The sequence below is a fragment of the Paenibacillus terrisolis genome (assembly GCF_056171975.1).
The window spans coordinates 55,833-75,756 of the sequence record NZ_JBKFGG010000002.1; the positions used below are offsets into that span (position 1 = coordinate 55,833).

Consider the following 19,924-nt stretch of genomic DNA (forward strand, 5'->3'; position numbering starts at 1 on the left):
CAAAATTATTCCCCGGAGCATCGTTAGTTAGAGGGAGACATAGGTTGACGGATCGGTCTCTTGTATAAAACGGCTGGGCTCTCCGAGCGCATAAATGCGCAGCAGGTGCATCGCTCTTGTGCATGCCGTATAGAACAGCTTGCGCTCCGCTTCCCGCGTATAGGCCGCATTGGAACCGTCATAGATCAGTACGGCGTCGAATTCGACCCCTTTGGCCAAGTAAGCCGGAATAATATGAATTCCTTTTTCGAAGGATAAGGTCGTTTTTTTGATCAGCTTGACCGGGAAAAATGCTTGCAGCGCTTCAAACGCCTCCAGACTTTCCGCAGCCGTCTTGCAAATGATCGCAATCGACTCGAAGCCCTCCGATCGCAGCGCTTCGACATCTGGTTGCAGCCGGTCATGGATCTCCATGCGATCGCTTGCGATTCTAAGCTCCGGTTTGGCTCCCGAACGGTTGAAAGGTACAATTGCATCGCCCCCGGGGATCATCCCCTTGGTAAATTCCACGATTTCACGGGTAGAACGATAGCTCTGTTTCAAGGTAATCAGCTCGCTCTCCTGCGCTCCATAGAGGTCGCTGAGGACTGTCGATTGCTGAAGAACCGAAGCGTGAGCGTAGATCGCCTGATTCAGATCTCCCAGCGCCGTCATTCTCGCCCGGGGAAACAGCCTTTTCAAAAAGAAGAGCTGGAAAGGAGAATAATCCTGAGCTTCGTCAATGATGACGTGGCGGATCGAAGTGTTGGAATGGAAGCCCAGCAGCAATTCCTTTAAATACAGAAACGGAGTGATATCCTCATAAAACAGCTCCCCATCCCCAATTTTACGCAGGGTTTGCAGGCTGATTCCTTCCCAATGCTCGGGCAATTTCCCTCCGCTGACTTCCCGCATTAAATCCTGATTTTCAAACAGCTGCAAATACATCTTCGTCACATGGACGAAACGCAGGGATTTCACCCATTTGCGCAGCGGTTTAAGCCGGTCGCTGACCACCATTTTGGCCAAAATCGTCCGCTCGTCGTCATAATCGCTAAACGAGAACGGATCGCCGCTCCCCTTTTGTTTGCGCCGCATGCGCTGATAAGCGCGTTGGTATTCCTCCGTATCGAGAAGCTGGATTTGTTCCTCTACCCAAGGCAGCTCCAGTTCGCCCTTGCCGAAATGCGCCAGTTCCTTCAGCAGCCAATCCTTAAGCAGTTCGCAGCGGTTGGCCAGCCGAATCGCCGGATCAAAAGCGTAAAACTTCTCGGCTATCGCTTCCGCACTCACGACTTCTCTGCCCTGAAAGCGCAGCGGCTTGAACATCATTCCGCGTTTTTCCAACAGCTCTTTATAATGCTCGACGGCTTCCAGATACGAGGTGGACGATTTATAACGGATTCCGCCGATGCGGGTTTGGTACTCCTCGTCTTCTTCGGCAGAAAGCACATATTCGATCTGAATGAACGGATCTTCCAGTTGAAAATCCCGGCCAAGCCGATGCTCCAAATATTCCTGGAATGTCGTTTGCTGCATGTTTTCCTCGCCAAGCTCCGGCAGCACGGTGGACACGTAGCTGTTGAACATCGGGTTCGGGGAAAACAGAATCATTTGATCCGCCTTCAAAATATCGCGGTGCTTGTAGAGCAAGTAGGCTACCCGCTGCAGAGCCGCGGAAGTTTTGCCGCTGCCCGCCGCCCCCTGCACAATCAGCATCCGGCTCCGGTCATCCCGAATGATCCGGTTTTGCTCGCTTTGGATCGTAGCCACGATGCTCTTCATCTGGGCGTCCGAGCTTCGGCTGAGCACCTGCTGCAGCAGCTCGTCACCGATCGTGACGCCGGTGTCGAACATCAATTTGATCTCCCGTCCCCGGATGACAAACTGGCGTTTCAACGTCATGGAACCCGATATGCTCCCCGAAGGGGTCTCGTAGGAAGCCGGACCCGGCACACTGTCATAATATAAGTTCGAAATCGGCGCCCGCCAGTCGTAAACGAGGAAAGATTCGTCACCTTCCTCCAAGAGCGAAGCAATACCCAAATAGATCGCCTCTTCGGGCCCGTCTTCTTCGGCGAAGTCGATTCTGCCGAAATACGGGGATTCCTTAAGCCGTTTCATTTTTCCGAGTGCGGCAAAAGCGTGCTGATGGCTTTTTTCCCGCTCCGAAAGCACCTGGGACTGCTGCCGAAGACTAGTCGATGTCTCGCCAACGTCGTCCGCTTCACTAAAGTTGACGGATACCTCATCCCAGAAATCCTTTCGCATTTCAACCACATCGCCCCGGACCGAACCTACCTCGCTCTCCAAACTGCGAATTCGGGAACCAACTTGATCTTCCACATATTCCACACGCCGCTGCTCTTCCTGCCAAGCCTGATCTGAAGTGTTCATCCTATCGCTCCCTTTGATTAACGATCTACGAAATCTATAGTTGTGAATGGAAAGTCCTGCCGAAGCGGCAGGACTAGTTGGCTATTCCGCAGGCAGCGACAGCGAATGATCCGTCAGCCTGTTCAGCCTTTCCAATTGATGGCCGTATTCATACATCTCCGCCGAAACGATCGACAGACGCAGTACGCCCGTACGTTCCGTCGCATACCAGTCAATCATCCGCCTTAAGAACTCGTCGTTTTCCTGTTCGAATTGCTCCGCCTCATCCACGTTTGGCTTCAGCTTGTCGTCAAACTTCAGCATGATGTGTTCATGAAATTTACTCAGCTTTTCCAAATGCCGGTCGAATTCCAAATTCAGCTCGGGAGGGCGGGTCGCCTGAAAAAAATGCTGCTCCACCGCATCCAGCACCTCATAACCTTTGCGCAGCGTTCTCAGCATCTGCTTGTAGACGACCAACTGTCGCTGGTCGCTAAGTTTGGCTGTCTTCAGCTTTTTGCTCTCTTCCTCCATCAGCTTGTATTTATCCGCGAGCGTATTGATCGTATCCTCCAGGCTCCGTTTCTCGCTGCGGAATACCGTTTCCTTCATCTCGTCCGAAATCGCCGTCCGAAGCAGCAGCGACAATTGATCGAAGGTGGTACGGATTTGCTTCTCGAATTGAATCTTGGGTTTGGGAGGAAAGACGGCGATATTGATCACGAATGCCGACAAAATACCGATGAGGCTGAGCGCAAACCGGTTGAGGGCGAAATCCCATTGCCCCGACGCCTCCATTACGGCGACTACGGTGACGAGCGTAATTCCGATCGAGTCGCTCATTTTCAGTTTCAAACAGATCATGATCACAAGAATACATACAAGTCCGACGGCAATCGGCTCGTTTGAGAGCAGCATCCCGCCCAGCATCGCCAAAACGGCGCCAAGCGTGTTTGTTTGAAGCTGTTCAATCAGATACCGCCACGAGCGGTAAATCGAAGGCTGCATGGCGAATATGGCGGCAACCGCCGCAATAACCGGAGAAGACAGGTTCAGCCAAACGCCGATGTACAGCGCCAGGGTGACGGCAAGCCCCGTTTTGAGCATTCTCGCGCCAAACGTCACGGTTTTTCCTCCTGCTCTTAAAATCCTATTTGAAGAATTTGCTTTATTTTAAGCGTAATTTTAAGAAATATTAAGCATTTTTTCAGATATCCTGCAAACTTTTGGTCAACACTGTTGAAGCAAGACCCAAATCATTCTAAACGAAGAGGTGAAAAAAGTCTATGTACGAGCTGAAATCCCTTGCTCTCAAAGGAACGCTGGCCTTTATGCTCGCCGGCGGCTCCTTGGCCGCTGCGGTGCCTGCCTTTGCCGAAACCGCAGCTCCCGAGCAAAAAACGCAGCAGGAAACTCCAGGCGGGATAAAGGATGAGTCGAAGACGCATCACCAACACCGCCATTTTCTGGGCGGACATATCGTCAAAGATACCGCGGATCTGCTTGGTGTCGAGCCAAAAACGCTGGTGGAGCAATTGAAGCAAGGCAAAACGCTGCTGCAAATCGCCCAGGCCAGCAAAGGCTGGAGCGAGGAAGAGTATTTGCAGAAACTGACGGCATCCGCCAACCGCAATATCGATCAAGCGGTGAAGGACGGCAAAATCGATCAGGAGAAAGCCGCCAAAATCAAATCCCGGCTGCCGGAAAAACTGAAGAAAGCCATTAACCGCTCCTGGAAGGACGAACGCCCGGGCCAACCTACGGTTGAATATCAAAACAATCAAGTAAACTGGAGCCATACACAGCATTAAACCAATGCGCTCAAACAAGAACCATTCAAGATTAAAGAGGCTGTCCCAAGCAAGCTGGCTCATTGGCCAAACCGCTTGCTTAACTGAAAAAGGAATCAAAAGTGAAAGAAACGGCGGTGCCCGGGAGCTATCCCTGCATCATCGTTTCTTTCTTTTGATTCAAATGCTACTTTCAAGTCTATGGTCGCTTCCTTAAGTCAATGACGGGCCGGCGCCGGGTAAGTGAAAGCGATCCGACTTTAAGGCTTGCTTTCGGCAAACCTCGAAGCGGAAAACACCGACCGGCAAACGGCTTTTTTGCAAATAGAGGCATCAAATGGCCTTATTTCGCTCCGAAACCGCGTTTTTCTGAAAATAGCGGCGCAAAATGGTCTTATTTTCGGTGAAACGGCTAAAACCGGGGAAAAAGAAGTCTTTCTGAAAAAATAAAGCCCAAAATGGCGCTATTTATGCAAAAAGGGGCCGTCCAGCGGAGATAGAGCCTTAAAGTACCGCTATTTTAGCGGCAAACTAGCGAGGGGAACGGGAACGGTTAAAAGCAGAGCGAGTTCCAAACGACCGTGGGCTGCCAGTGACCTGAAGTTGCCTGAAGCCCGGCTTTATCCCGTCTCCCCTAAGCTGAAGAACCGAAGGGGGCTGTCCCAAACGCGTACTCAAAGTTTTCGTATGGAATGAGGGTGTCCCCAAAATCATCCTAGATGACAGAGGAACACCCTCATCCTTATGGGCTTTAATTAAGAGAACCGATGAAAGGGTTAATCTCCCCCCGTATCCGGCGAACCTGCTCCCGAGCCTTGAGAACCTCGGCCATCGTGCCCAAAAGGTACTTCCAGAATATCCAGCAGGAACATGAAGACCGGCACCCCAACGATCAATCCCCAAACGCCCAAATAATGCTCGGAAATCAGCAAAATCAGAAACGTGTAAAAAATCGGCAGATGCGTTTTGTCGGACATGAATTTCGGATTCATAAAGTAGGTTTCCAGCGAGTGAACGACGGCTACCATGATCAGGATGTAAACGATTTTGATCAAACCGCCGATTTTGAAGGCGATGGCGCATAGCGGAATCAAAGAGATGATCACGCCCATAACCGGAATGAGACCAAGCAGAAAGATCATGATGCCCAGCGCGATCAAATTGGGAAACCCGAAAATCCACAAGAAAATCGTTGAAACAATGGCGTTAACGAAGGCGATCAGAAATTGAACTTCAATGACTTTACCGAAAGATTGAACGAATTTTTTGCCGAAATATTCGAGCTCTTTGAACAGCCCGCCAATCCGGCTCGCCCTAAATTTGACCGTAAAGTTTGTAACTTTTTCCTTCTCAAGCAGCAGGAACAAACTGAGCACAATGGCAATGAACAAGTTGAGGCTCCATTTGCCGATGTCGGTCAGCGTTTGCACCAGAAAATCGAATCCGTTGGCGAGATAGGAAGACAGATCAATATCTTTTAGCGATTCCATCAGAAAATTCAGAATGACATTATCCGGGAGGACCGGCGGATTCGAATAAAAGGATATTACCTGATTGACGAGATCGGTTACCTCCGTGATAAATACCGGTAAATAATAATAGATCGCCATAACCAGCAGCGTGATCATCACGACATAAATAAATAAAACCGTGACTCTTCGATTGATTTTGACAACCTTCCCCACATTCCGGCTGATAAAATTGTGCAGACGATTGATCAAGTAAGTGAGAATAAAGGTAATTAGCAGCATATTCAGCATGCTTCTGGAGAAATAAAGCACTAAAACGACAAACAGCAGAGCCATCACTCTGCGGAATCCTGCCATTTGAAAAAGTTCTCTAAAAAACGTCATTATCTCTAATCTGCTCCCTCATGTTTATACTCTCTTCTCTGCCAAAGCTATGCATTTATCTTACGCGAATCGGGCATATCAATGCAAATCAAAAACTCAAAAACTTATGCTTTATCACTGTGAAACGTTTTTGCTGTAATGTTGCTTCGCGGTCATGCATAGTATTGCCATTTTCATGCAACAGGCATATAATCTCGTATAAATTGCAATGACGATGACGGAGAAAAGTAAGAAGGATGCGGCCTGACAGGGACGGTGGTGCCGGAGATTGAGAGCACCCCGCGGGAAACGCGCCTTCCGAAGTTCGCTCCAGAGTTGATCCCTGAACTGCCGCTTTAGCGGACATGAGTAGGGAGGTCCGGCCGCACGCCGTTATCCGTGCCCGAAAGCTGAGAAACATTAGGTTGTCTAACGAGGGTGGTACCGCGGATTTTTTCCGTCCCTTGGGAGGCGCCTTTTTTGTTTTTTGAGCCATGTTCATATCCATTCAAACCCATTTTCCATCATGAAAAGGAGAGAGACAAATGAGTGATCAATTGACCCTGCTGCGGGAGCAGCTCGACGGAATCAATGAAGAGTTGCTGAAACTGCTGAATGAAAGAGCTACGGTCGTACGTGCCATCGGAGAAATCAAAGAAAAACAGGGCGTGCCAAAGTTCGATCCGGTCCGGGAAAGAGCGATGCTCGAGGATTTGACCCGCCGGAATCCGGGACCTTTCAAGAATGACGCGGTTAAACACATCTTCAAGGAGATTTTCAAGGCTTCCTTGAACCTGCAGGAAGAAGATCATAAGAGACAACTGCTCGTCAGCCGCAAAAATCAGCCTGAAGATACGCTCATCGATGTGCACGGCACGATCATTGGCGGACCATCCCAGGTTATGATCGCCGGCCCTTGCTCCGTGGAATCTTATGAGCAGCTTCGCACCGTTGCCGCGGCATTAAAGGACGCCGGAATCAAAGTCATGCGGGGCGGAGCGTTTAAACCGAGAACTTCCCCTTACGATTTCCAAGGGCTTGGCATCGAAGGTCTCAAAATGCTGAAGGAAGTGGCGTCGGAATTCGGACTCTCCACCATCAGCGAAATCGTCCATCCCGATCATATCGAATTGGCGGCCGATTACATCGATATCATTCAAATCGGCGCGAGAAACATGCAAAATTTCGAGCTTCTGAAAGCCGCCGGCGAAGCCTCGATCCCTGTGCTGCTGAAACGTGGCATCGCCGCCACGCTGGAGGAATTCGTGCATGCCGCCGAGTACATCGCCGTAAACGGAAATGCCCAAGTCATGCTGATCGAACGAGGTATCCGCACTTACGAGAAATGGACGCGAAACACACTGGACATTTCCGCCGTTCCTTTATTGAAACAGGAGACTCATCTACCGGTGCTTGTCGATGTCAGCCACTCCACCGGACGCAAGGACATCTTGCTTCCTTGCGCCAAAGCCGCGCTTGCGGCCGGCGCCGACGGCGTGATGGTCGAAGTGCATCCCGACCCGCAAACCGCATTGTCCGACGCTGCGCAGCAGCTTGATATTCCGCAGTTCCGGGAATTGTGGGACGGTATCCGCGGCTCTGGTTTGTTCAACGAATAATCATCGAAACGTCAATCGTCCCAAAACGGCCCTGCTCCACTGTATGGGCGGGCAGGGCCGTTTTGGAACTCATTTCAACATTTCAGATCGAACACGACCGGCTTTACACAAACCGGTTTTGATACATTGACCGTATGGCCGGTAAATTTCAGCCGTCCTGTGCCTGGATCTACACGGAAAAGAACGAGCGAATCCGAGTCCCGGTTCGCCGCGATCAAGTAGGCTCCATCCGGAGTGAGGGCAAAATGACGAGGATGTCCGCCTTCGGTTGAGACATGCTCAACATAAGTTAATGCCCCGCTATCCGGATCGACGGCAAATTGAACAAGACTGTCATGGCCTCGGTTCGAGCCGTATAGATAGCGGCCGTCCGCCGAAACGGCGATTTCCGCCGTTGTATTCTCCCCGTTATACTCGTCCGGTAATGTCGGTACCGTGTTCAAAAGTTCCAACCGTCCCGACTGCGTGTCATATGCATAGGCCGAGATTGACGAATTCACTTCATTGATCGAAAAAAGCAGCCGCCCGTTGGGATGAAAGGCCATATGGCGCGGCCCGGATCCCGGCGGAGCCTTTACATCGCCCGCATGAACAAGCTTGCCATTCGTTTTGTCCAGGCTGTACACGGAAATCCGGTCAAGTCCCAAGTCGGCGATCAGCACGAAACGGTTGTCCGGACTGAAGAGCGCCGAATGCGGATGAGGCCGATCCTGTCTTACCGGGTCTGCGCCATGGCCTTCATGCTGACGTTCATCCGTTAATCCGGCAAGTTCTCCGCCTTGACCCAGTTTGACAAGGCCTACGTTGCCGCCGTGATATCCTGAAACCGCGAGATAGCTGCTCTCCTCGTCTCTTTGAATATGCGAGGTGGACGGCTTTATGGTTGTCAATCGGCCCAGCTGGCGCAATTTGCCGCCTTCCGGATCAATCTCAAAGGAAACGACCTCGCCTACTCGTTCCCCATCGCTTGTTTTCGCTTCCGAAATCGCGTACAACCTCCGGCTCTTGCCATCGACATTCAGGAACGTCGGATTTTTCATGCCGGACGCGCCGTCAAGCCGAGTCATTTCCCCGCTTTGCGGGTCCAGCTCGTAAATATATATTCCGGAATCGGCCGGTTCGGCGTAAGAACCGATAAACAGCAATAATCGTTGCTTGGAATCTGCCAAAGCATATTCCTCCTTCCGCAATTTAACCTTGATCAGGAATGTTTCGTACCTCCTTATTTTTCCGTAATTTTAGACAAAAGTCCAGTCCCGGCATCTAAAGCTTCCTTAAAATTTAATACTATGCACCTACCCAAAACCTCCATAATATGATATACTGTAAGCGCTTCCGTAAGCATCATCTAAAGGGGGATTTGGAATGATGAATGTCGGATTTGAGGAAAAAGACGTCTATGCGGATCTCGATCCCCATGATACGTACTTTTTCAAGATTGGGAATCACGGACTGGTTTGCTTTCATGGCAGGAATTACGCTATTAAACAGAGATTATCCGCCGAACAGACCTCGAAACTGATCTCAGACTCTTCGTTCTACCGCGTCAGCACCAACTGCTACGTCAACCTGTTCAAAGTCTCCGACATTCGGGACAACGTCGTGTTGTTCCGGGACGAAAAACACGGAATCAAAACGATCAACGTCTCCAGAAGAAATCTGGGACAGATCAAACGTCTGATGCCGCAATCGGACAGCCGCAACGTTACGGCGGGAGTCAACTGACCTTCGCGCCATGAAGCTTTGCGGTGAAGAAAAAGCAGCCTTAAAGCGTCTCGGGACGCCGAACAGGCTGCTTTTTTCGTGCTAATTCTTCATTCTTATTTCATGTAAAACCGTCCGATCGCTTGCCAAATTTCGCCTGGGTTCAGGCTGAACAGGCCGATCTCCTCTGCAGGCAAATGGCTATTCGGCGCATTGACCAGGTTGATTTGCGGTTCCGGGCAGAAAAAGCCTTCCCGCCCTCCATTGTTCCAGATCATCCATTGCTTGTAGGAGGTTCCTACGTCATAGACCAGCGTAACGCCCAGCTTCGTATCGGTCAGTTCCATCCGGTTTCTGCCGTTTTGCGGCACCGCCGTATAATGGTTGTCCAGCGAAGTGAAAAACGGATTCACGCCTTCCCCTTTAAGCTGCTCCTCTTCCTTCGTTAAAGGCAGGAACGAACCGGTCGGAAGCATCCGTTCGCTCATTTCCCAGTGTTGTCCGATCGTCAGCTTCGCAAGGTAGTCCTTGGCCGCACTGCCCGGCGCAAACGGCGCGTTGATAGCCGTGTGGAACGCAAACAGGCAAGGCATCTCTTCCGTTCCCTCGTTGCGCACGAAGAATTCCTGAGCCAAACCGTTTTTGCTCAGAGTGTACTTCAGTTTAACGGTAAATTTAAAAGGCAGATAACGGTAGGCTTCATGGTTTTCATCAATGGTGACCTTAACCGTCACGAAGCTCTCAAACGGAGTCTGTCCGAAATCCTCCACGGTCCAGGGAGTCGTATGCAAGAACCCGTGCAGATGGTTGCCGGTTGCCGGTTCATTAATCGGAAGATGATATACTTTTCCTCTCCATGGGAACAGGCCGTCCTCATAACGGTTCGGCGGAAACAGCACCGGAATTCCATATACGCCCGGATTGCTCTTAAACGCTTCCATTTCTCCTTCGGCAGGACTGCGCAAAAAATCGTAACCGCTTACGACATCGCGAAAAGCAATCAGATTCCCGCCGATTTCCGGCAGCATAACCGCTTCGTAACGATCCGCTTTAAGCCAAACCGCCTTTTCCCCTTGATAGGATCCTTCATAAGCCGTATTTTGTGACATAATGACTTCTTCTCCCTTCACTGCTCAACTGACAATATAATTTGAACTAATACTTAGCGTATAAAGGCAGCCGTGGGAAATGTCCCTCCGCTCGCAAAGGCGACCACTGCCGTTTCTTCCGGCACATTTCCCACTCTTGCCAAAGCGCTTGTCATTGGTTCAACTTATATAACTCGATTGGATTATACAAAATGCATGCCAAAAAGTCATCCCGACTGCTCACATGTTTCATCGCAAGCGGTTAGTTGTCCCGCAGAATTCGCCGGCCCAACGTTGCCGCCATGACAATCATAACAACGCTGACAACGAGCTGCATGCCGTAAATCTGCATCCATTCCGGCGCCTGGTCGATCCACTCCAGTATTTTCCCACCCAAAAGCGGCCCGAAAAACGCGGAAACTCCCGTAATCGCCGAATACATCGCCATATACATCGGCCGTTCCGATTTCGGTGTGTCGCCGATGATAAAGTTAAACGCGAGCTGGTTGAAGCCGCCCACTCCTACGCCAAAAAACATATTGACGATAAACAGAATCGGCAATACCGGCAAAAATGCGATGCCGCCCCATGCCAACACCGACAGCGCGATAATCGGCAGCGTCCAAAGCAGCAGACGCCGGTTGCTGTACCGGGAATTAAGCGTGCCCCATGTATAAAAGCTCAGCATCATAAACACCGTCTGCGTTACACTAAGAAGCGAAATCGTCTGGTAGTTGATGTGCAGGAGCTGCAGCATAATGTACGAATACAGCGGCACGACCAGGTTTTGCAGAAAAAGAAAACTTCCCAAAAACAAAGTCGATTTGATAAAAGCCCCGTCAGCCAGCGGCTTTTTAACCATCGGCCAGAACTTGCTTTCCACGGACCGTTCAAATTTCATGTCAGGATAAATCATAAAGATGATGATATTTCCCGTAATTCCGAGCCAAACGACAATGTAAAGATACAGGAACCCCTGTCCTCCGGGAAAATGGTCAAGCAGCATGCCGCCCAAAAACATGGTTAAAGAGTTCAGCGCATTCAGCACGGTATTGCGGATGCCGAAATATTTGCCCCTCACCTTCGCAGGGACGATGTCGCTGATCATCGAGCTCCACAGCATCCCGCTGATCGCGTTAAAGATAAAGGCGACGATATAAACGCCGATAAAGGCTCCAACCCAAATCCGCTGCGGAAAAATAAACGGAATCAGGCCCGTGCTTCCCCACAGAATGCGGTTTATGGCAATCGTCAGCACCAGCGTGAATTTTCGGCTTTCCAGGCGCTGAATCAAAAAGGCAGTGAGAATCTGGAAAATGTTGACGAACGTCGAAACGGCCAGCACAAAACCGATCTGCCCCGAGCTCGCCCCCAAATAGAGCAGATACCCCGTCAGAAACTGCCCGCCGAGCAGGGTTTGAAAAATAGTGGAAGGAACCCCTTCCCAGGTGGCGATCGCCAAATCTTTCCGCTGCTGAGAAGCTTTGCGCTTTACCAGCCGTCTCCGCTGAAAAATGCTTATCATGATGACCAAAAAACTCCTTTTGCCTATGCCCGATTATGCCGCTTTTTCATTGGGAAGGTTTTCCGGGAATCCCGGAAAATTTGCTGTCCCCGTACATAAAACTCTTCAATTTATACATACTTCAAATGTCGCGATTCGTTTCTATCCAAACCAAAAATATTTTTAAACGAGTTAAATTAGAAGAATGGAGTGCAACAAGGATGCGCAGTTCAAATTTAAAAAAGATAGCCCTCACTCTTCTTGCGGGTTCAATGCTGCTCGTCGGCGTCTCCTGCAATGTCCGGCCAACGGGAAACAATGTACCAAACGCTCAATCCGCAACCCCGGTTAAGCCTATCCCGGTTCAAAAGGAATGGATCCAAGACCGCCAAGGAACCGCATGGATTCCTCTTCATCAGGCCGCCGATTCATTGGGGCTTCGCATGAGAGATGACGGAAGTTCCGCAAAAATCGGATATTCCGACGTTATATTCGAAGTTACGCCGGGCCAGCGGCACGCTCTTTCCTACGGGAGTAAAATCTCATTGCCTCAAGCTCCATTGCGCCAAAACGGAAAGGTTTATCTGACCGCCGACTCCCTTTCGTCCCTGCTGCAAGCCAAAGTTCTTCTTGATCATAAATACGGCTCCCTGCTGATCGACCACATTCCATCGGTTCAAAGCGAAAATGGCAGCGGTCCTATGCAGATCAAGGCGAACCGTTTCGGGATCTTCGGCATTGCCGGCAATCAAAGCGAGCTGATCGCATACGCCAAGAAATTTCTTGGCGTTCCATACGAATTTGGCGCGGCGCCTTATGAGCAGTCCAAAACTTTTGACTGCTCCTCTTTCACCCAGCACGTCTTCGAAAAATTCGGAAGAGATCTTCCGCGTTTAGCCAGGGATCAATCCAAAACAGGCATTCCCGTCACCCGCAGCAACCTACAGCCGGGGGATCTTGTCTTCTTTACCGTTCCCGGCCGGTTCAAAAGCGACGCGGTCGCCGGACATGTCGGCATCTACATCGGAGGCGGCCAGTTCATTCATACCTGGGGAGATCCGGGCGTTCAAATCAGTTCACTGGACTCCGGCCACTGGAAAGATGTACTGCTTTCGATGCGCCGGGTACGCTGAACCGTAACTTTCAAGACTTGGGCCAAGGGGGACATACCCTCCTTGGCTTATTTTACGAGCTCCCGCCCGGCAAAAATTCCATTCGATCCAAATACCAAGTATAATGAATGTAAGCGCATCTTTCTATAGTATTTATGTACATACCGTGCCAAGAAATCAGAGGAGAATACCATGGACAATTTAAAAGAAGCTTATGAACGACTTGGCCTTCCCGAAAACGCCGGCCGCGAGGAAGTAGAGAAGGTTTTTGAAATTTTACTGAGACAATCCCGCACCCGTCAGAACTCGGAAGTTTCCGCGGACGAAGTGAACGAATTTGAGGCAAAGATTACGGCCTGCAGGTTGATCATTCAGGCCGACGATCAGCGAAAAATCGAAGAAAAAAGCCGCAAGCGTTATGATAAATGGGGAAGATTTGCCGGGACCGCCGAAAAAACCGAAGATTTTTTCCGGCTTCACAGAACCCAGGTCATTATCGGCGTCATTGCTTTGATCGTGCTAATCGTGGGCACCAACATGTTCATCAACCACCGGCAGGAACAGAAAAGGCTGGCTGCCTTGCCGCCTGTCGATTTATCCATTCTGATGATCGGCAATTTCATGGCAACCGATCCCAGCGGAGATACCGCCGAGCTGGAAAAGGCCATGACAGAGCAGTTCCCGGAATTCAAGCGTTTCTCTCTGCAGGTTGTTTATTTGCCTGCGAGCGAAGATTCGTCGTCGGGCATGGGAAGCATCGACATGGCGTACCAGCAAAAGGCGTTGGCTATCCTTGCCACCACGCATCCGGATATCTATATCACGGACAAGGCTTCATTTGATTGGCTTGCAGGAGGCGGGGCGATGAAGAGTCTGGATGAGGAAGCCAACGGCGTCCTAAAGCCTCTTCTAAAGGAAGGGGCCGCGCTTAAGGGCAAGTCGGAAGATGATACCTCGGAGCACATTTACGGGATCGACGTTACTTCAAGTCCGCTTGTCGGCAAGCTGCCGCTGAACAAACAGGACATGATCGTATCGCTTCGTCTCGATACGAAAAATACCGATAAAGCTCTTCAGCTGATTGAAGGCTATTTAAGCAAGTAAAGAAGATCCGCCCCGTCCTTTCCGTCCCCCTTATGAATTTCCGGGATTGAATTTTTGGGGCGGATCTATTATTATGAAACCATAAACGCGCGTTTACAGAAAGTAGGGACCTTCAATGCGCAGCGAAGATATTGCCAAATTAGCCGGGGTGTCCCGCAGTACCGTCTCACGGGTCATCAACAATTATTCCAACGTGCCTGAGGCAACCCGGGCCAAAGTGCTCAAGGTGATCGAACAGCATCAATACGAGCCGAACAGCTTTGCGCGGGCGCTTGCCGGCAAACGGACCGACACCATCGGATTGTTTGCCGTGAGCATGAATGAGCAGGAAGATACAAGCCGTATTTACCAGAACAGCTACTTCGCTCCGATCGTCGATCTGGTGGTCGATACGGCGAACTCGCGCGGCTTTTACGTTCTCATTCATACGGTCTATTCGCCGGGCGATTTTCAAAAGATCAAGCAGGCCTTCCAGCAGAAGCGGATCGACGGAGGCATTCTCGTCGGCACGCAGAAGGATATCGATCTCGTCCGGGAACTCGTGAATCAGGAAGCGCCTTTGGTGCTGATCGATTACGATATCTCCGAAATTATGGCCGAACGCCTGAACAAGAGCCATCTGGCCGTCATCAACTCGATGGATTACGAAGGTACCGTGGAAGCCATCGAGTATTTGATCGGAATAGGACACCGTGAAATCGGGATTATCAAGGGCAGCATGAATACCTACTCGGGCCGCGAGCGTTACGTTGCTTACGAGCATACCCTACGCAAGCATGGCCTTCCGCTTCATGACGAATTTGTCCTGGAGGGCGAATTTTTGAAGGAACGCGCCTATCGCGAGGTGCACCGGCTGCTGGATCAAGGGGCATTGCCGACGGCTTTGTTCAGTTCCAACGACGACATGGCGATATCCGCGATGGAAGCGTTTGCGGAAAGAGGAATTATCGTTCCGGAACAGCTGTCAATCATTGGCTTCGACGATGTGCAGCTCGCTTCCCGGGTTACGCCGAAGCTAACCTCCGTCCGTCTGCCGGTTGACGAAATGGCCAAAGCGGCCGTCGTTAAGGTCATTGAGTTATGCGACACCGACGATCCGACCTTTAGCACCGTCAGCTTCCCCAGCCGTCTGGTGATCAGAGATTCCTGCAAACCGCTGTCTTAACGTTCTTCCTCCTTATACGTTTCTTTTAAGTATAATGGGGAAGCTTTTGCAGCAAAATAAACGCGCGTTCATAAATGAAGGGAGACAATAATCGATGAAATTCGGAGCTTTTGACGACACACGTAAAGAATATGTCATTACTACCCCGCAAACCCCTTATCCTTGGATCAACTACCTTGGAAACGAGCAATTCTTCGGGCTGATCTCCAACACGGCAGGCGGCTATACCTTTTACCGTGATGCCCGCTTGCGCAGATTGACCCGCTATCGCTACAACAATATTCCGCTGGATACCGGCGGCCGCTATTATTATCTCCACGATCATTCGAACGGCGATTTCTGGACGCCGGGCTGGATGCCTGTAAAACGCGACCTCGATTTCTATGAATGCCGTCATGGCCTGGGATATACGTCGATTACCGGCGAACGCGGCGGCGTTTCCGTCACGCAGCTCGCTTTCGTGCCGCTCGGATACAATGGCGAGGTTCACCGCCTTACGCTCAAGAACACCAGCAGTGTTGAAAAAACGGTCTCCCTTTTCTCCTTTGCCGAATTCTGTCTCTGGAACGCTCAGGACGACATGACCAACTTCCAACGCAACCTGAGCACCGGAGAGGTCGAAATCAAAGACTCCGTCATCTATCATAAAACGGAATACCGCGAACGCCGGAACCACTACGCATTCTATTCCGTCAACCGCGCGATTGACGGCTTCGACACGGACCGCGAATCGTTCGTCGGGCTGTACAACGGGCTGCATGAACCGCAAGTGGTCGTCGACGGAAAAGCTTCGAATTCGGTAGCCAGCGGCTGGTCCCCGATCGGTTCCCATGAAGTGAAGCTAACGCTCGCTCCCGGTGAGCAGCAAAGTCTCGTCTTCATCCTCGGATACGTGGAAGTTCCGGAAGAAGATAAATGGGAAGCCCCAAGCGTCATCAACAAGAAACCGGCCGAAGCGATGATCGCACAATTTGCGACCGATGCCGACGTTGACCGCGCACTCGACAAACTTGCCGCTTATTGGGACGGTCTGCTCTCCAAATATCAAATCCAAAGCGGAGACGACAAATTGAACCGCATGGTCAATATTTGGAACCCGTATCAATGTATGGTGACGTTCAACATGTCCCGCTCCGCCTCCTATTTCGAATCGGGGATCGGCCGCGGCATGGGCTTCCGCGATTCCAACCAGGATTTACTCGGCTTTGTCCATCAAATTCCGGAAAGAGCGAAGGAACGGATTCTCGATATTGCCGCCACCCAGTTTGAAGACGGCAGCGCCTACCATCAATATCAGCCGCTCACCAAAAAAGGCAACAACGAAGTGGGAACGGGCTTTAACGACGACCCGCTTTGGCTGATTCTCGGAACCGCGGCCTATATTAAGGAAACCGGGGATACCAGTATCCTGGATGAGCAAGTGGCTTTCGACAGCAACCCGGACAATACCGCAACCTTGTTCGAGCACTTGAAACGTTCCTTCTACCATGTCGTGAATAACCTCGGACCTCACGGCTTGCCTTTAATCGGCCGCGCCGACTGGAACGACTGCCTCAACCTGAACTGCTTCTCCAAGGAGCCGGGGGAATCGTTCCAAACGACGGAAAATATTGAAGGCCGCAACGCCGAATCCGTATTTATCGCCGGCCTGTTCGTCTTCGTCGGCCCGGACTACGCGGAAATTTGCCGTATGCGCGGTCTGCATTCCGAAGCGGCCGATGCGATCTCCCAAATCGACAAGATGCGGGCGACGACGCTGGAGCACGGCTTTGACGGAGACTGGTTCCTGCGCGCCTATGATCACTTCGGCGATAAGGTAGGCAGCAAAGAAAATGAAGAAGGCCAAATTTTCATCGAGCCGCAAGGCATGTGCGTCATGGCCGGAATCGGCGTCGAAGAAGGCCTCGCGGACAAAGCCATGACTTCGGTAGCGGAACGTCTCGATACCAAATACGGGATCGTCCTGCAGCAGCCGCCGTATTCCAAGTACTATCTGAACCTTGGAGAAATCTCGACGTATCCGCCGGGCTACAAGGAAAACGCCGGGATCTTCTGCCACAACAACCCATGGATCATGATCGGGGAAACCGTACTCGGCCATGGCGATCGCGCATTTGAAATTTACTCCAAAATCGCGCCGGCTTATCTTGAGGAGATCAGCGAAGTTCACCGCATGGAGCCTTACGTCTATTCCCAAATGATCGCGGGCAAAGACGCCGTCCGTCATGGCGAAGCCAAAAACTCCTGGCTAACCGGTACGGCTGCATGGAACTACGTTGCGATTACGCAAGCCATCCTCGGCATTCAAGCCGATTTTACGGGCCTCAAGGTTGATCCTTGCATCCCGACCGCTTGGGACGGCTTCAAAGTATCGCGCGTCTTCCGCGGCGACACGTACCTGATTCAAATCAACAATCCGGATCATGTGTCCAAAGGCGTAAAGAGCCTGACTTTGGACGGCAAACCGGTGCAAGGCAACGTGATTCCGCCTGTCCTCGACGGAGGCGTTCACGAAGTCGTCGTCGTTCTCGGTTAATTTCGAACCACCACCCACCCATACTTTTAAAGCCTGCACCTAAGTGCAGGCTTCTTTTTATTTTCAGGACCGCTTAATAGCGGCATCAGGTGCGAAGGCATTTTTATTCATTCAGGCTTCCTTCTCTCACATTCTCTAATAATTGAATGATTTTCCGATGAGTCTGAAGCATATGTTCGATATCTTCCTCAGGCACTTTCAATACGGTCGAAATCGCCCCGGTATATAAAACATCGGTTTGACGGTGCACTTCCTCCCCCTGCTCCGTGATTTGCAGAACGACGGATCTCCGGTCCTCTTCAGACCGCTCGCGCCCGACCAGCCCGGCCTTCACTAAACGATCGATCACCCCGCTCACGGTGCTGTTTCCCATCCGCATCTCCTCCGCAAGCTCGGTGATGCCGATACCCGGATGTTTCAAAATAATCTTGAGCGCTAGAAATTGAATTCCCGTGATGCCGTAATTATCGGCCTGTTCGGTCAGCAGTTGGAAAAACGCCTTCATTACCTCCCGAAATGATTCCACAATGTCGTGCATTTTTTGGTTTTGATCCAAAGCTCCCATCCTTTAAATATTTATTTTTATAGTCTTTAATATTCCGTATACGAAATATTATTTATTATCGTTAATCAAACAACTTTTCGATTCGATTGTCAAGATTGAAATTTGCACTATTACAGGGTTTAAGCATTGATTTTCAGAAGAATTCGTTCTATCGCCTTTGCTCGCTAAATGATATAATCATGGTAGAAATATCCTATATATTCGAGGAGGGCTTGATTCCTATGTCTTGGTTCAACCGACTTCCCTTGTCTAGCAAAATTTCCGCTGCCTGTTATCTGGTTGCCGCTCTATTCGCCATCCCCGCACTGGTCGTTTTCGTGGTGCTTGGCCATGTATTACCGGGAATATTGCTGATCGTTATTTTGATTGCGCTTACATTTCCATTGTCACGCTATCTTCGGAAAGCGCTTACCGATTCCTTCAGCGACATATCCAACGCCTCCGCGAAAATTGCCAAGGGTGATTTTACCGGCCGGATCATGGAATCCGGAGGCATGGACGATCTCAACCGTTCCTTTAACGGCATGGTGGACAAGCTGCGGAAGATTCTGCAGGAAACATCCGATATTACCCGCAAGGTCATGGATTCAAGCCGGGGCATCTCCGACCGGAACCAGGAACTCATCGAAGTTATGACTCAAGTGACTCACTCCTCCAGCGAACTAGCGCTCGGAGCCAATTCGATTTCCGAAGACGTCGGCGGAATGAAGGATTCGATCGGGGAAATCGAAGAAAAAGTAAGCAATTACACCGATTCAACCCGCGAGATGAACCGCCGTTCCATCGAAACGCTAAAGCTGGTCGAACGAGGCCGGGAGTCCGTATCCAACCAGGCGAAAGGCATGCGGAGAAACATCGAAGCCACGGAAAAAGTCGCGGGCTCGATTGAAGCGTTGGCCCATAATGCCCAAGGCATTACCAAAATCACAGCCACGATTTCGGAAATTGCCGAGCAGACCAACCTTTTGTCGCTGAACGCCTCCATTGAAGCGGCACGCGCGGGAGAACACGGAGCGGGTTTTGCCGTCGTTGCCCATGAGGTTCGCAAGCTTGCGGAAGAATCAACCTCATCCACCAAGGAAGTATTCGGCTTGGTTCGCAGTATCGAGCAGGATGTTAAACAAGCCGCTCAAAACATTAAAATAAATGAAGAAGTCGTTCGCGAGCAAAGCGCTATGATTCGCGAAGCCGAGCAAGTTTTCCAAGAAATCGTGCAAAGCGTACAGTATATCAGCGAGCAAATTGCCGCATTCTCCAAAGAAAGCGAATCCATGCTGGAAAGCGCGCAAAGCATCTCCATGTCGATCCAGAACATTTCGGCCATTACCGAGCAGTCGGCTGCAGGTACTGAGCAGGTGTCCGCATCCATGAATGAACAGATTACCTCCATCCGGTCCATGGCGGAAGAAATCGAAGCGATGAAAAATGCCGTCTTCCAGCTGCAAAAAACGATACATATTTTCAAATTTTAACTTATTCAAAACCAGGAATGTGAAGAACCCCGTTTCCATGTATCACGGAAACGGGGTTCTTCATGTTTTTGCGTTAGA

General features: G+C 50.6%; 15 protein-coding genes. 8 read left to right on the forward strand and 7 right to left on the reverse strand.

The genetic code is table 11. From position 1 onward, the window contains the following. Positions 1 to 27: 27 nt before the first annotated feature. Together helD and ACI48K_RS02930 are read right to left on the reverse strand one after the other, a co-directional pair. On the reverse strand, positions 28 to 2,376 hold the full coding sequence (gene helD, locus ACI48K_RS02925; protein ID WP_475026103.1) for an RNA polymerase recycling motor HelD: 2,349 nt from the start codon (positions 2,374 to 2,376) through the stop codon (positions 28 to 30). A gap of 81 nt (positions 2,377 to 2,457) precedes the next feature. Then, positions 2,458 to 3,480 (reverse strand): FUSC family protein, encoded by a 1,023-nt coding sequence (locus tag ACI48K_RS02930; RefSeq protein ID WP_475026104.1) that lies wholly within the window; start codon positions 3,478 to 3,480, stop codon positions 2,458 to 2,460. Between the two features lie 161 nt (positions 3,481 to 3,641). Between ACI48K_RS02930 and ACI48K_RS02935 the strand changes: the two genes are divergently transcribed. Continuing rightward, the gene (locus tag ACI48K_RS02935; protein ID WP_475026105.1) at positions 3,642 to 4,166 is read left to right on the forward strand and encodes a hypothetical protein; all 525 of its coding nucleotides are present in this window, start codon (positions 3,642 to 3,644) and stop codon (positions 4,164 to 4,166) included. A gap of 755 nt (positions 4,167 to 4,921) precedes the next feature. Here the strand turns inward: ACI48K_RS02935 and ACI48K_RS02940 are convergent. Further along, positions 4,922 to 5,998 carry an AI-2E family transporter gene (locus ACI48K_RS02940; protein WP_475026106.1) on the reverse strand — a complete coding sequence of 359 codons (1,077 nt, stop codon included), beginning with the start codon at positions 5,996 to 5,998 and terminating at the stop codon, positions 4,922 to 4,924. A 524-nt stretch (positions 5,999 to 6,522) separates the two neighbouring features. On the opposite strand from ACI48K_RS02940, the gene ACI48K_RS02945 reads away from it, so the two are divergent. Continuing rightward, positions 6,523 to 7,596 carry a bifunctional 3-deoxy-7-phosphoheptulonate synthase/chorismate mutase gene (locus ACI48K_RS02945; RefSeq protein ID WP_475026107.1) on the forward strand — a complete coding sequence of 358 codons (1,074 nt, stop codon included), beginning with the start codon at positions 6,523 to 6,525 and terminating at the stop codon, positions 7,594 to 7,596. Positions 7,597 to 7,670: 74 nt separating this feature from the next. Here ACI48K_RS02945 and ACI48K_RS02950 read toward each other — a convergent pair whose 3' ends face one another. Then, entirely contained in the window at positions 7,671 to 8,765 is a 1,095-nt protein-coding gene (locus ACI48K_RS02950; protein WP_475026108.1) for a lactonase family protein, read from the reverse strand. A gap of 196 nt (positions 8,766 to 8,961) precedes the next feature. Between ACI48K_RS02950 and ACI48K_RS02955 the strand changes: the two genes are divergently transcribed. Beyond that, positions 8,962 to 9,321 carry a LytTR family transcriptional regulator DNA-binding domain-containing protein gene (locus tag ACI48K_RS02955; protein WP_475026109.1) on the forward strand — a complete coding sequence of 120 codons (360 nt, stop codon included), beginning with the start codon at positions 8,962 to 8,964 and terminating at the stop codon, positions 9,319 to 9,321. Between the two features lie 95 nt (positions 9,322 to 9,416). Here the strand turns inward: ACI48K_RS02955 and ACI48K_RS02960 are convergent, their stop codons facing one another. Together ACI48K_RS02960 and ACI48K_RS02965 are read right to left on the reverse strand one after the other, a co-directional pair. Then, complete coding sequence (locus ACI48K_RS02960; RefSeq protein WP_475026110.1) at positions 9,417 to 10,409, reverse strand: aldose epimerase family protein; 993 nt, start codon at positions 10,407 to 10,409, stop codon at positions 9,417 to 9,419. Positions 10,410 to 10,650: 241 nt separating this feature from the next. Beyond that, positions 10,651 to 11,913, reverse strand: coding sequence for an MFS transporter (locus ACI48K_RS02965; RefSeq protein ID WP_475026111.1), 1,263 nt, complete (start codon positions 11,911 to 11,913; stop codon positions 10,651 to 10,653). 200 nt (positions 11,914 to 12,113) lie between these two features. On the opposite strand from ACI48K_RS02965, the gene ACI48K_RS02970 reads away from it, so the two are divergent. The 4 genes from ACI48K_RS02970 to ACI48K_RS02985 all read left to right on the forward strand — a co-directional run bounded on the left by ACI48K_RS02970 (position 12,114) and on the right by ACI48K_RS02985 (position 17,809). Then, positions 12,114 to 13,025 carry a C40 family peptidase gene (locus tag ACI48K_RS02970; RefSeq protein ID WP_475026112.1) on the forward strand — a complete coding sequence of 304 codons (912 nt, stop codon included), beginning with the start codon at positions 12,114 to 12,116 and terminating at the stop codon, positions 13,023 to 13,025. Between the two features lie 171 nt (positions 13,026 to 13,196). After that, positions 13,197 to 14,108: a molecular chaperone DnaJ gene (locus ACI48K_RS02975; protein WP_475026114.1), complete on the forward strand. Its 912-nt coding sequence runs from the start codon at positions 13,197 to 13,199 to the stop codon at positions 14,106 to 14,108. Positions 14,109 to 14,223: 115 nt separating this feature from the next. Then, positions 14,224 to 15,273, forward strand: coding sequence for a LacI family DNA-binding transcriptional regulator (locus ACI48K_RS02980; RefSeq protein WP_475026115.1), 1,050 nt, complete (start codon positions 14,224 to 14,226; stop codon positions 15,271 to 15,273). Positions 15,274 to 15,367: 94 nt separating this feature from the next. Next, a complete protein-coding gene (locus tag ACI48K_RS02985; protein ID WP_475026116.1) occupies positions 15,368 to 17,809 on the forward strand; it encodes a glycoside hydrolase family 94 protein in 2,442 nt (813 codons plus the stop codon). A 103-nt stretch (positions 17,810 to 17,912) separates the two neighbouring features. On the opposite strand, the gene ACI48K_RS02990 is transcribed toward ACI48K_RS02985, so the two are convergent. Next, positions 17,913 to 18,365 carry a MarR family winged helix-turn-helix transcriptional regulator gene (locus ACI48K_RS02990; RefSeq protein WP_475026117.1) on the reverse strand — a complete coding sequence of 151 codons (453 nt, stop codon included), beginning with the start codon at positions 18,363 to 18,365 and terminating at the stop codon, positions 17,913 to 17,915. A 230-nt stretch (positions 18,366 to 18,595) separates the two neighbouring features. Here ACI48K_RS02990 and ACI48K_RS02995 point away from each other — a divergent pair, with 230 nt between their 5' ends. After that, complete coding sequence (locus ACI48K_RS02995) at positions 18,596 to 19,846, forward strand: methyl-accepting chemotaxis protein (protein ID WP_475026118.1); 1,251 nt, start codon at positions 18,596 to 18,598, stop codon at positions 19,844 to 19,846. Positions 19,847 to 19,924 lie beyond the last annotated feature (78 nt).

What these genes read in the sequence shown, in the direction of transcription:
- helD (WP_475026103.1), bottom strand. Translation starts at nt 2,376, where the DNA reads ATGAACACTTCAGATCAGGCTTGGCAGGAAGAGCAGCGGCGTGTGGAA.
- ACI48K_RS02935 (WP_475026105.1), top strand. Translation starts at nt 3,642, where the DNA reads ATGTACGAGCTGAAATCCCTTGCTCTCAAAGGAACGCTGGCCTTTATG.
- ACI48K_RS02940 (WP_475026106.1), bottom strand. Translation starts at nt 5,998, where the DNA reads ATGACGTTTTTTAGAGAACTTTTTCAAATGGCAGGATTCCGCAGAGTG.
- ACI48K_RS02945 (WP_475026107.1), top strand. Translation starts at nt 6,523, where the DNA reads ATGAGTGATCAATTGACCCTGCTGCGGGAGCAGCTCGACGGAATCAAT.
- ACI48K_RS02955 (WP_475026109.1), top strand. Translation starts at nt 8,962, where the DNA reads ATGATGAATGTCGGATTTGAGGAAAAAGACGTCTATGCGGATCTCGAT.
- ACI48K_RS02960 (WP_475026110.1), bottom strand. Translation starts at nt 10,409, where the DNA reads ATGTCACAAAATACGGCTTATGAAGGATCCTATCAAGGGGAAAAGGCG.
- ACI48K_RS02965 (WP_475026111.1), bottom strand. Translation starts at nt 11,913, where the DNA reads ATGATAAGCATTTTTCAGCGGAGACGGCTGGTAAAGCGCAAAGCTTCT.
- ACI48K_RS02970 (WP_475026112.1), top strand. Translation starts at nt 12,114, where the DNA reads ATGCGCAGTTCAAATTTAAAAAAGATAGCCCTCACTCTTCTTGCGGGT.
- ACI48K_RS02975 (WP_475026114.1), top strand. Translation starts at nt 13,197, where the DNA reads ATGGACAATTTAAAAGAAGCTTATGAACGACTTGGCCTTCCCGAAAAC.
- ACI48K_RS02980 (WP_475026115.1), top strand. Translation starts at nt 14,224, where the DNA reads ATGCGCAGCGAAGATATTGCCAAATTAGCCGGGGTGTCCCGCAGTACC.
- ACI48K_RS02985 (WP_475026116.1), top strand. Translation starts at nt 15,368, where the DNA reads ATGAAATTCGGAGCTTTTGACGACACACGTAAAGAATATGTCATTACT.
- ACI48K_RS02995 (WP_475026118.1), top strand. Translation starts at nt 18,596, where the DNA reads ATGTCTTGGTTCAACCGACTTCCCTTGTCTAGCAAAATTTCCGCTGCC.